Origin of the sequence: Streptomyces sp. MUM 2J (assembly GCF_022414535.1) — a bacterium.
Taxonomy (GTDB): Bacteria; Actinomycetota; Actinomycetes; order Streptomycetales; family Streptomycetaceae; genus Streptomyces.
In genome coordinates this window covers 18097-30027 of the sequence record NZ_JADWYM010000059.1, presented here as the reverse complement: position 1 = coordinate 30027, position 11931 = coordinate 18097, and the positions used below count along the sequence as shown (strand labels likewise).

At 71.7% G+C, this 11931-nt stretch carries 9 protein-coding genes and 1 pseudogene; 4 read left to right on the top strand and 6 right to left on the bottom strand.

Annotated elements, in window-relative coordinates; genetic code table 11:
* Positions 1–165: 165 nt before the first annotated feature.
* The gene (locus tag I3F54_RS29820; protein WP_240122039.1) at positions 166–708 is read left to right on the top strand and encodes a transposase family protein; all 543 of its coding nucleotides are present in this window, start codon (positions 166–168) and stop codon (positions 706–708) included.
* A gap of 102 nt (positions 709–810) precedes the next feature.
* Here I3F54_RS29820 and I3F54_RS29815 read toward each other — a convergent pair whose 3' ends face one another.
* The 6 genes and pseudogenes from I3F54_RS29815 to I3F54_RS32235 form a co-directional block, all read right to left on the bottom strand.
* Entirely contained in the window at positions 811–1383 is a 573-nt protein-coding gene (locus tag I3F54_RS29815; protein ID WP_240122038.1) for a hypothetical protein, read from the bottom strand.
* Entirely contained in the window at positions 1383–3908 is a 2526-nt protein-coding gene (locus I3F54_RS29810) for a type II toxin-antitoxin system prevent-host-death family antitoxin (RefSeq protein ID WP_240122037.1), read from the bottom strand. Before I3F54_RS29810 ends, I3F54_RS29815 begins: the two co-directional genes overlap by 1 nt.
* A 487-nt stretch (positions 3909–4395) precedes the next feature.
* Positions 4396–4815 carry a hypothetical protein gene (locus I3F54_RS29805; protein ID WP_240122036.1) on the bottom strand — a complete coding sequence of 140 codons (420 nt, stop codon included), beginning with the start codon at positions 4813–4815 and terminating at the stop codon, positions 4396–4398.
* A 228-nt stretch (positions 4816–5043) separates the two neighbouring features.
* Positions 5044–5145: pseudogene (locus I3F54_RS32655) on the bottom strand (hypothetical protein); the annotation flags it as partial.
* Between the two features lie 265 nt (positions 5146–5410).
* Positions 5411–5869 carry a transglycosylase SLT domain-containing protein gene (locus I3F54_RS29795; protein WP_240122035.1) on the bottom strand — a complete coding sequence of 153 codons (459 nt, stop codon included), beginning with the start codon at positions 5867–5869 and terminating at the stop codon, positions 5411–5413.
* Between the two features lie 95 nt (positions 5870–5964).
* Positions 5965–7143 (bottom strand): peptidoglycan DD-metalloendopeptidase family protein, encoded by a 1179-nt coding sequence (locus tag I3F54_RS32235; RefSeq protein WP_275677054.1) that lies wholly within the window; start codon positions 7141–7143, stop codon positions 5965–5967.
* An 891-nt stretch (positions 7144–8034) separates the two neighbouring features.
* Between I3F54_RS32235 and I3F54_RS29780 the strand changes: the two genes are divergently transcribed.
* From I3F54_RS29780 to I3F54_RS32230, 3 genes are all read left to right on the top strand, one after another.
* Positions 8035–8469 carry a recombinase family protein gene (locus tag I3F54_RS29780; RefSeq protein WP_240122034.1) on the top strand — a complete coding sequence of 145 codons (435 nt, stop codon included), beginning with the start codon at positions 8035–8037 and terminating at the stop codon, positions 8467–8469.
* Positions 8457–8642 carry a hypothetical protein gene (locus tag I3F54_RS29775; RefSeq protein ID WP_240122033.1) on the top strand — a complete coding sequence of 62 codons (186 nt, stop codon included), beginning with the start codon at positions 8457–8459 and terminating at the stop codon, positions 8640–8642. Before I3F54_RS29780 ends, I3F54_RS29775 begins: the two co-directional genes overlap by 13 nt.
* Positions 8643–8947: 305 nt before the next feature.
* Positions 8948–11578 (top strand): LuxR C-terminal-related transcriptional regulator, encoded by a 2631-nt coding sequence (locus tag I3F54_RS32230; protein WP_275677052.1) that lies wholly within the window; start codon positions 8948–8950, stop codon positions 11576–11578.
* The last annotated feature ends 353 nt before the right edge of the window (positions 11579–11931 follow it).

The following is an 11931-nucleotide window of genomic DNA, read 5'->3' as shown; positions in this document are numbered from 1 at the left end:
CGAGGATCGGGCCGAGCCGGTAACGGCGTCCCTGCCGACGGCGCGGATCGGGCAGCACGTCGAGGACATCGGCGAGGTCCAGCAGGGGGTGTGTCAACTTAACGGCTCTGGCTCACTTCCGGTGGTACCGGAGAGTCGTGAGAGTCGTTGACGTTCGCGTGAAGGATGTCAACCGAATGTGAGACAGGGCCGTTGATTAGACACTCCCACTTCGCCGTGGCCACCCTGCGCCGCTGGTGGGACGGGGAAGGGGGCACCGCCACCCGCACGCCACCCGCCTGCCTGGACCTGGTGCCCGACCCGAGAGGCGTCCGTGGCCGCCGCTACCGGCTGTCCGCCCTGGTCGCCGCGGCCGCGGCGCGTGTCCTGGCCGGTGCCCGCTCGCTCACCGCGATCACGGAATGGATCAGCGACGCCCCCGCGTGGGCCTGCCAGGTTCTCGGCTTCCCCACCGACCCGCTCTCCGGCACCGTGTCCGTCCCGCACCCCCACACCCTGCGCCGTCCGCTCGTCCAACTCGACGGCGACGCCCCGGCCCGGGCGATCGGCGCCGCCCGCGCCACCCCGGCCGGCCCCGGACGGAAGTGTGACGCTCAGGCGAATGCGTCCCGCCGGGCATCCTGCTGCAACACACTCAGGTCCGCGGCCTTCGTCATGGCCCCGGGTGTTCTTGATCCGGAACTCAGGATCAGGCGAAGGCCGCTCTGAATGCAGCGATCACCTCTGCGAGCGAAGGCGTACGAGACTCGTTCGACAGCAGCGGGTTAAAGATCAAACTCAGGACAAGGGCGTCCAGCTCAGCGCGCGCTGCTACCTGACTTCGACGGCGTACGTGGTGCCGGGAAAATCCCATCCGTCGGTGCCTTCGCCGATGTCCGCCACGATGATGACGTCGATGAAGTGGTCCTCGAACTCGTCGTCGGTGAGCGCGCCGGCCAGCCAGAGTTCCTCGATCTCGTCCCAGTCGCCGCGGCTGCCGTCGATACGCAGAGGTGCTGCCCGCCGGTTGCCACGCTCGCGTTCGTCGTCGCCCGTCTTGACAAGGCCGCTGATCTCGAACTGGCCCCTCTTGACAGGGTCGGGGATCGGCTCGGCGGGGACGACGGCGGCGTTCTCGTAGGCGGTGTGGATGAGGTCGCGGTAGCTGCGGCGGACGGTGTACTTGGAGTCGGACAGCCAGTTGAGCAGGGTCCTGGTGGTCACGCGGAGGCCGGCATCGACCAGGGCCCGGTAGCCGCGGTGGGTTGCGGTGAGCTGGCTGAGCTGGGCGTGCCAGTGCTTGGCGGTGTAGGAGGAGAGCCGGTGGCGGGGGGTGACCTGGGAGCGCAGGAGGTCGCCCAGGGCGGCGCCCAGGGAGCCGCCGTGCCCGGTGGGGCCGGCCATCAGTCGTCACCCTCGGGGATGGCCTCGCCGGGCTGGACGAACTTGGCCTTCACCTCGCCGAAGCCGGCCCCGATCCGGTACGTGGCGGGGGGCGTGCCATCAGGTGTCCAGAAGACGGCCGCGTCGACGTTACGCAGCGCGAGGAGCGTGTGGCCGTCTTGGACGGCCCTGAAGGCCACACTCCAGTGACGCACGGAGGCTTCGGCGACCAGGCTCATGCGCCAGTCGGGTCGCCAGAACGGGGACCGCTGTTCGGCGCGTTTGGGCCACAGCAGGCGCAGCGCGATGGACAGGCGCGTCTTGTATGCCTTGTAGGGGCCGCCGCCGGCCTGGACGAGTTCGGTTCGTGTTTTCCGGGTGGCCTCGTAGAAGGGTTTGAAGAGGGACTCGTTGGCTTTCCCGGTGAAGGAGTCGTGGATGGCCGGGGCTGCGTCGAGGTGGCCTTCGCGAACGAGTCTTCCGAGTTGCTTGACGTGGGGGGTGGTGACCCACACGCGGCCCTGGGTGTCGGGGCGTTCGATGATCCGCCCCAAAGGGTGCGGCATGTCGGTGCGGTCCCAGTGGGGGATGTCGATGAGGTAGATGCCGGCCTTCGTCTTGTCGAAGGTGTCGAGGGGGCCGGTGTGCAGGAGCTTGTTCGGGGCGAGGGGGACGGCTGAACAGGCGGACGGGTAGCTGCCGTTGCGGTCGATCAGGCACAGCACGCCCTCGCCGAAGGAGTCGGGCACGTCGAGCCGGTCGCGCCGCACGCGCCGGCCGTTCGCCTTCAGATGGGCCACGCGGGTGAGGGTGACGTCGGGGTGGACCCAGCGGGGCTCGCCGTCCATGTCCTCGCTGATCAAAGGCCACGGGCCGCTGTCGCGTTCTGCGGTGCGGATGACCGGGATCGGGTGCATCTTCGAGCGGTCGACCGCTTCTTTGAGGATCCCCAAGGCGGGGAAGACGTGGCCCTCGGGCTCGTCCTCCTCATCCCCCGGTGCCAGGCCGTCCTGGCCATCCTCCTCCTCGTCCTCCGCCACGCCGTCGGGGGCCTGCCCACGGTCCGCCGGGGCGTGGACCGCGGCACCGGCAGCAGCGGCTTGCCCGGCGGCGGCGGCGCCGGAGTACATCGGTGTGCCGTAGGCCTGCAGCGCGGCGGCGAGGCGGTGTCCCTCGGCGGTGTCCGGCATCCGCGAGACCGCCGCGGCCTGGAGCAGCGACGGGAGGATGGCCTTCAGGGCCTCCTGGTCGCCGCCGGCGACGGCGGTGCGCCATGCCGCCAGTTCGTGGGTGAGGGCGGCGGGAATTCCCTGGTGACCTCCGGATGTGTAGGGGAGAGCGGCTTCGGCCAGTTCCAGGGCGGCCGTTGCGCCGGGGGTCGGCGAGGGTGTCGGGGTGCGGGGGTGGTCGTGGGGTGTGGCTTGGGTGTCGAGGAAGCGGGCGTGCAGCAGGTCGGGGCGCAGGGGTGCCGAGCCGATCGCGCCGAAGTCGCGTTCCGCGACCGTGGCTTGGACCTGGAAGGGGTTCTGGGTCGGTGCGAGGGTGATGAGGACGTCGGCGTCGAGGAGGCCGAGGAGCGCGGGCTCGTCGCTGTCGATGATGGCCAGGACCGGGACGTGCAGCGCGCGGGCGAGAAAGGCCAGTTGCTGGGTGGCGTCCGGGAGGCGGTCGCCGGACAGCGGCAGGCGGGCGCTGGGTGCGGCCTGGAGCCGGTCCACGACCACGAGGGCCAGGTCCTGCACGTGCGGGGCGGTCTCCGCGATGGCCTGGGCGGTCAGGTCGCTGCCGTCGTCGATCAGCAGGGGCGCCTGGACCAGCTGCTGGGCGGCCTGCTCCTCGCGGGCGGTGAGGCGGCCCTGCTTCAGGCGCGGGTAGTCGCCGCCGGTCTCGGCGGCGAGGATGCGGCGCATGATGTCGGCCCGGTTCGGGCCCGACGCCGCGTACAGGACTTTGCGGCCGGCGACGAGGGCGGTCTGCCGTGCGGCGGCCAGCCCCAGCAGGCTTCCGCCGATGTTCGGGGCGGCCGCGACCAGCGTCAGCCGGCCGGACGGCACGCCGCCGGTCGCCGCGTCCAAGCCGGACAGCCCGAACCGGGGGTCGCCAGGCTGGCCGGAGGTGAGTACGGCGCCGATGGCGTCGCCCAGCGTGGCGAGCCTGCGCGGGGTGCTCCCGTGGTCCGGATGGCGTGGGCTGTTCACCGCACCTCCAGTAAGTGCCGCGCCCGTGGCCGAGGCCGGATCGGATGCGTGGGTGGCGGGGACGGCGTCGGCGGGCAGCAGCACCGCGACCGGGGTGCTGTTACGCAGGAGCACCTGCGGCTCGCCGCGAGCCGCCCGGGTGATGAGGTCACCGAAGTCCTTCTGCGCGGCACTGAGCACGCGGGACGGAAGCACCTCGGCCTTCCGTGCCGCCGGAAGCACATCGAGCGGCGCCAGCAACACACGATCCTGCCGCTTCCGGCCCCGATGGATCAGGGTCGTCCGCCCATCCTCCACGGCCCGCTTCACCAGGGCGTAGAGGGCGCTGCGTGCCTCGCTCGCGTTCATCACGGCCTCTTCGTGCACCGGCCGGCCCCCCTCGCCCTCCCACACCTATCAACTCGCGGCCACGGTAGCAGCATCCACACAACCATGGGCTTGATGTCATACCGATTTCAGGGATTATCACTCATTGGTGAGGGATTCAGTTCAGTTCAGTGTGGGGTTCGGTGTGAGTTGGGCCCCGCGAGCCCGACGTTTCGCGAGTCGGGTGGAGCCAGATCGAGGGCCGGAATGGTCGACGCCGGTTCTGGCCTGCCCTCGACGCGCGTTGCCCGCAGGCGATCGCATCCCGCCCTGCGCGGCCTCGGCTGCTCCCCCCTTCAGCTCCCGTCCCGGCGCCTGGGGCGTTGTACGCGAGGAACGCATCGGGGGCACCGGTCCGGGTCTGCGGGTGCCCCGATGGTGGGGCGGGAAGGTTCAACACACCCCTTGCGCCCTGGTCCGTATCACGTCCGTCTCACGAGTCGGCCGGGATGGCAGCGCCTTGTCGCTGTCAGGGCAGGAACCGTCCGCTCGGAGCCCAGCCGGGGGCGGTGTCGGTCGGCCGGGGAGCGGTCCGCCACCGCGGTGGCAGCGGCTTGGGCAGCATGAGGATGCGCCGGCAGCCGGCCGCGGTGAGCATCTGGACGGCCAGGCGCACGCGGGCCTGGCTGCATGCGAGGACCCAGGGGCCGGGGATCAGCAGCAGCCGGTGGGCGTCGTCCATGAAGGCCTGGACGAGCCGCGCGAACTCCGGTCGGTCGCCGTCCCTACGCGGCAGGCTGTCGATGTAGAAGGTCGGGTCGGGCACGCCCAGTCGGGCTGCGAAGCCCCGCATGGCGCGGCGGTGGTCGTCGTCGGCCTCGGGGCGTTCGGGGTGGTGGAGCAGGTAGGCCGCCGGTGGCCGCGTGGCGGGCGGGTCGGTGAGGCGCATGGGTTCGTTCCTCGCAGCGGGGTGCGGTGGTGGCCGTCTCCTTGCGGTCGCGTGGCGGGCCGGAAGAGGGGGTATGCCGGTCCTGCGCTGGCCGGGGAAGCGGCCCGGGGGTGCTTCGTGCGGGCTCTTTCCTGTGTCGGGGTGGTATCCGGGGTCATCCGAAGGGGTGCGGGTGGGGGGTGGCGTCGGGGCGGGTGGGAGTCCGGCGCGGGCCGAGCACGGCGGTCGGGCACCGGGCCCCTGCACGGCCCGGACCCGTTCGGCCACGCGGGCCTGTTGTTCCCGCGGGGCTTGGTGGGCCTCTCGGCACAGGGCGTGTCCTGCGGACTCGGCCCACGGCCCGGGAAGTGGGTCCGCGGCCCCGGCGGAGCAGCCGCTGTATCGAGGGGCCCGCCGGGGGCCGGGGCATCGGTCAGGGCCGGGGCGGGCACGGGACGACGGGGTGCCCGCCCCCGGGCGGCGCGACGCTGGACGCGGCGGCGGTCCCCGCCAGTCGGCCGCGTTTGCCTTCGTCCGGCGCCTGCGGGGCGAGTTCGGGCGTCGGCGGGCGCTGCCCGCCGGTTTCCCGTGGGGGCTCGTCGGTCTGCCCGTCCGCCTAGTAGGGGCCGTTGACGTTGTCGATGGAGCCGTAGCGGTGGGCTGCGTAGTTGCAGGCGGCGGTGATGTTGGAGATGGGGTCGTAGATGTCCCAGGAGGTGCCGTCGACGTGGTAGGCGATGAAGGTGGGGTCGATGACCTGCATCAGGCCCTTGGAAGGGGTGCCGGCGCGTGCGTTGGAGTCCCAGAGGTTGATCGCGAGGGGGTCGCCGCTGGATTCGCGCAACAGGTTGCGTTTGATGCCGTCGAAGCTGCCGGGGATGTGGTGCAGGCGCATGACGGCCAGGGAGTGGTAGATCCAGTTGTCGACGCGTTCGTCGCCCGCGGTGGCCGCGGCGGCGTGGCCCGGGGCGACGGCGACGCTGAGGAGGAGGGCGGCGATGGCGGCGACAGAAGTCTTTCCGAGTCGGGTGACGAGGCCGAGGGTGGTGCGCCTGAGGCGGGGGATGAGATGCACGGCGGGACGTCCTTGGCTTGGTGGGCTGGAGAGGCTGCCGGTGTGCGTGCCGGTATGAGCGCGGTGGTCTGCACGGGGCGGGGCTGGTGGGGTGGTCAGATGGTGATGTCGATGCTGCGGAGGTAGGTGAGGGGGTCGATGTCGGCGCCGTAGGTGTTGCTGGTGCGGACCTCGAAGTGCAGGTGCGGGCCGGTGGAGTTGCCGGTGTTGCCCGACAGGCCGATCTGCTGTCCGGCCGTGAGATGTTCGCCGGGAGTGACGTCTGTTGAGGACAGGTGGGCGGAGAGGGTGTAGATGCCGTCGGTGTGCTGGATGACGACGGCGTTGCCGTAGGCGCCGGCCCATCCGGCGGAGACGACGGTGCCGTCGGCCACGGCCTTGACCGGCGTTCCGGTGGGGGTGGCGAAGTCGACGCCGGTGTGGTAGCCGGCGGCCCAGGGGCCGGGTGTGCCGTAGGCGGTGGACACGGTCAGGTCATCGAGGGGGACACCGGCTGCGGGGCGGGATGCCGAGTGCGGTGCCGCAGGGCCCAGTTCGACGGTGGTCGGGGTGCCGGGGACGGTCCCGGGCTGTTCCGCCTTGCCCGTGTCGATGGGAGCGCCGGCCGGGGCAGCCGGGAGGGTACCGGTGGCCGGGGTCGTGGCGGGTTCAGGTCCGGTGGTCGGGCACTGGAGGCAGGCGCCGGGGTCCTGCAGGGCCGGGCCCCGTTCGGCCTCGGTGGTCTGCTGCTCGCGCGTGGCCTGGTGGGTCGTCTCGGTGCAGTCGCGCCTGCCGGTCTCGGCCCATGTGCCGGGCTGTTCTGTCCTGCCGGTGTTGGGGGGAGCGCTGGCGGCGGTGTCCGGGGCGGCCGGAGGGGTGCCGGTGGCCGGGGCCGTGGCGGGTTCGAGTCCGGCGCTGAGCGAGCACTGCGGCCAGGCGCTGGGGCCCTGCGCGGCCAGGACCCGTTCGGCCACGGTGATCTGCTGTTCCCGCGTGGCCTGGTGGGCGTTCTCGGCGAATTCGTGCCCGCCGAACTCGGCCCAGGTGCCGGGCTGGAACTGCAGCCCGCCAAAGTATCCGTTGCCGCTGTCCAGCGACCAGTCGCCGCCGCTCTCGCATGCCGCCACCGCGTCCCAGACCTCGGCCGGAGCGGCGGTGGCGGTCGCCGCCGCGACAAGGGAGCCTCCGGCGCTCAAGGCGCCGGCCAGGGCCAGGGTGGACACGAGACGGCGGGGCCCCCGCCGCCGGGCGGCGGCGTGGCGGGCTGTGCGGGACGGGAAGGGAAGGAAAGGCATGGCTGGATGGCTCCTTGCCGAGGAAGGGGCCGGCGCGGTGCGCCGGGCGGCGGTGGATCCAGCGCGATGCCGGCCTGGAAGGCCGCCCGGGAAGGGGAGAGGCAGTGGCGCAGGCCGGAGCGCTGTCCTGTCAGTGGGCGGCCAGCCAACCATCCCGGCAACGCCGCCCACATGGGTGAAACACACCCAAATCACCCGGCCGGGGTGCACGTCCGGCGGCGTCCACAGCCCACCCCCGGCGGGGGCCTGGAGGACTGGGGCGGAGCGCTCCACGCAGGGGCGCCCCGCCGGGTGACCGCCCGCTGGCGCAGCAGATCAAGGGCACCGGAATCCGCAGGCCGGAAGCGGTGAATCCACCGGATGGCGCGTTCCGCCCTCGGCAAGGAGCCATCCAGCCACGCCTCGCCTCGCCTTCCCGCCGCGGGCAGCGCTTCAGCAGGGCGCTCGGCGGGGTGCCGTGTCCGCGAAGGGCGCCCATGACCCCCCGGTCCGGAACACGGAGCGCTTGACCCTGTACACCACGCCGTGGGAGACGAGCCTGTGCGGCGGGGGCGGCGGTGCGGCCAACGCCCGACCACGCAGTCGCAGCCGGCGCCCGGCAGGCGTGCGCTGCCGGGTCCCGGGTCCGGCTCGTGCGCAGCCGTCCGACCCGGTGGGGGCGCGAACGAGTCCGCGCGTCAGCCACCGGCTGGCCCGCAGTCAAACCCCCATCCTGCGGGAGGGGCCACCTACGCATCCCCCCATATGCCACCTATGCGCCCCCTATGGTTCCGGCGCGGACTACTGATGAAGCCCCCACGATCGGTATGAGCTGTTACCGATTTCGGCCTTGGAAAGCCTGGATCCGGGACGCCTCGAACCCTTCTCATGAAAGAGGAAGAAAGTCCATGAATGTCCGGTATTTCGGACTGGGTGACTCTCAGGAAGGACTCGGTGATCGTCATGAACCACCCGGAGGAAAACCGCGAGAGCATGCGGATGGCGATATATCTGCGATGCCATCCCTATGACCAGTGGGAAATGAGCACCCACCGCAACGCCCTGCTCCGGTACGCCCGCGAGATGGGGGTTTCGGAACCGGCCGTGTTCTTCGACAACGGGTCGTCTTCGCGTGAAGCGCGCCCCTTCCTGGAATGGCTGATCCAGAGCGTCGACCATGGCGACTTCAACATCGTCCTGATCCCCGGACCGTTCGTCTTCTCCATCGACGACCTGGCCGCACGCGCCGTGATCACCTACCTCCAGGACGCCGGGTGCCACGTCCTGGAACTTCCTTCCCGATCGGCCCGCGCCGTACACCACAGGAGGCCGTCATGGTCGGCGTGAATCCCGCATGGAACGAATGGGTGGGCAAGAGCATCACCCTTGCCGACGGAAGGCCGGCCGTGATTCGAATGGCGCGCAGGGAAGCGGCGTCGGACACCCTGTGGGCCGTCGACGACCGGGGCACCATGCGACAGTTCAGCGCGCGCCGCGTCCTCAGGAATTGGGCACGATGAGCGGGAAAGATCCCCCGGGAAGACCGGGCGAGCCTCGGCATCCGCGACACGGACAGCAAAAGGAAAAGCCGCGAGCCGCGAGCTCTCATTTCGGAGAGCGCACCGCCACCCGACACCGTTCGCGATGTTTATGACGCGAAAAGGCCACGCCCCCTGTCATCGATCCCGGGCGTGCCGGAGGCGAATGCGACGGGCAACGCCGTTCTGCGTCACCACCCCGCCCCGGCGCCGGCCGCCGGCGCCCCACGACACCGCCCCGCCGTACCCCACCCCCTCCTTGGGTCCTCATGAACACGCACCCCCCCATGCATCCGGCCTCACCCTTCGACCGTCGGCACAGCGACACTCCTGCCGCCGATCCCCCGCTGACCGGCCGTTCGGACGTCATGGGCCGACTGCACAGCCTGCTGCACACCGACACCCAGCGCGGTCTGGTGCTCGCCGGCAGCGCCGGCAGCGGCCGTACCCGGTTGCTGCGCGAGGCCGCCACCCTGGCCGCAGCCCGCAGCATGCGCCCCCTGACCGTGGATGTGGACAATGCCGCCGCACCGCGGCCGCTGCACGCACTGGCCGTCGCCATGGGCGCCGCCCGCCTGGACGTGCCCGAACGGCCCGCCCAGGCGGCCGCGATCCTGGCCCGGGCGAATGAACGGCGACCGCTGCTGCTGTGCGTGGACGAAGCACACCGACTGGACTCCGCCTCCCTCACCGTGGTGCGGCACCTGCTGGAGAACTCCTCCTGCCGTGCCGTCCTCACCCTCCCCGAAGGCCCCGGCCACCCCGCCGCACCCGGCCCACTCGCCGCCCTCTGGCACGACGGACTCCTCGACCACCTCCCCCTCACACCGCTGAGCCACGGCCACATGACGGCCATCTGCAACAGCCTGCTGCCCCACCCCGTGCACTACGCCGCCGCCGCACGCCTGGCGTACCTCGCCGACGCAAACCTGGTGCACCTGAAAGAACTCGTCGCCGACGCGGCCGAGTCCGGCGCCCTCACCCTGCACGACGGACTCCACCGCCTGCGCGAGCACCACGCGCCCGCCCCCCGAGCCCTGCAGCTGCTGCACCCCCGGCTGCACCGCCTGCCCCGCGCGAGCCGCACCGCCCTGGAATACCTGTGCCTAAGCGGCCCACTCCCGCTCACCACGGCACTGCGGCTGGCACAGGAAGCCGCCTGGGAAGAACTCGAACACCGCCGCCTCATCCACACCCACCCCACCCACCCCACCCACCGCACGCTCGCCCCCGACCCCCTGGCCGCCCACGCCCTCACCCCACACCTGACCGCGCTGCACCGACGCCGACTGCTCAGCACACTCCTCACCACACTCGACGACACCCCCACCACCCACGACGCCCTCCACCTCCAGCGCACCACCTGGCGAGCCGAACTCGGCACCCCCCTCAGCGAGGACGAACTCCTCCACGCCGCAACCACCGCATGGTGGTCACTGGACTGGGCCACCGCCCTGCGCCTGACACGCCACGCCTGGCACACCCACCGCACCCCCCGCACCGCACTCCACTACCGCACCCTGCTCACCCAACAGGCACCAACCCAAGACACCACCGCCCCGACCGGCGCCCCGGCCCCGCACGATGCCCCTCTCCCCAGACAGGTGCGCGGGCGCGCACCGGCCACCGACACGGCCCACCCGCCCCTGCCCCGCCCGCGGACCCGCCCCCCGACCACCGCCGCCCCCCGCCCCACCGCCTCGGCGGAAAAGCTCCTGGACAGCGGGGCCTGCCGTGCCGCGCTCGCCACCGCGCAGCGGCACCTCGACGACCCCGACCCCGCCCGTGTCGCCGCAGCCGGCCCGACGGCACTCAGAGCACTGCTGCTGATGGGACGCCCCCAGGACTGCCTGGCCCTCGCACCACGCCTACACCAGGCCACCAGCAAGGCCCGCAGCAACGCCCCGGCCAGTACCGGCACCCTGCTGATCCCCGCATACCTGGCCCTCGCCCGCGCCCAGACAGGACAGCCCGCACCCGCCATCGAAACCCTCAGAGCGCAGATCCGCGCCGCCGCCGCGGCGAACAACCCCGTCCTGGTCAGCCACACCGGCATCCTGCTCGCCAGCCTCCTCACCGAACACGGATCCCTGACCGAAGCACACCACATCTACCGCACCGCCGACCCCGGCCCCGCACACCCCCACACCCTCCGCCTCGCCCACGCCGGAGCCCTGGAAACCGCCACCCGCCTCGGCTCCCCCGAAGCCGTCCGCACCGCCGCACACCACCTGACTCCCGCCACCCCGCGCACCCACGCCAGCGACACCACCGTCCTGGCACACGCCGCACACGAAGCCTTCCACGGACGCCGGCAACACGCCGCGACCCTCCTGACCAAGGCCGCCAGACACGCCGCACACCACGACGCCCTCGGACAACTGGCCCGCATCGTCCACGAACTCACCCGCATCGGCCACTTCCACACCGCAGCCGAACTCTGCGGCCCCTGGACCCACCGCCTCCAAGGAACCCTCGACCGCCTGCGCACCGACTTCGCCCACGCAGCCGCCACCGGCTGCCCGGACGCCACAGCCGAAACAGCCCAACACTTCGAACACGCCGGAACACCGCTGTACGCCGCAGAAGCCTGGGCCCTCACCTGGCGCCTGCACACACGCGCAGGCCACACACGCCAAGCCACCGCAGCCGCCCGACACGCCACAACAGCCCGCCAGGCACACGAAGGAAGCGCCACCTACCTCCTCGACACCATGACCACAACCGAACCACTCAGCCCCCGCGAACGAGAAGTCGCCCTCCTCGCCGCCGCCGGCCACACCACCCCACAAATCGCCCAACAACTCACCCTCTCCCCCCGCACCATCGACCGCCACCTCTCCAGCACCTACCACAAACTCGGCATCACCACCCGCAAAGCACTCCCGAAAGCCCTCAACACCCCAACCACCCCCTGACCCCCCCCACCACCCCAAGCCCACACCCACCACGCACCTCCCCCAACCAGCAAAACCCCATGGCCCAGAGCTGCCGTGGACTTCGAGATCCGGAGGAACCGCACGCCGCAACAGCCCGGGAGACTCCCGAACCAGCGCGAACCGCCCCCCTTTTCTCACGGATCGAGGCTCCCCCTGCTGTACGCGAATGGCCGACCAGCGGATGGCGTCCCGCCGAGTGGTGTAGCCGATCAAGCTGGCGGAATCCGCAGGTCGTAGCCCGAATCGCCCTCGCCGGCGGCCCTGTTGGGGCTCGCCGAGCTGGGACCAGCGGTGATCGCACGACGGACCGCAGCGGCACGTACCGGCCGACT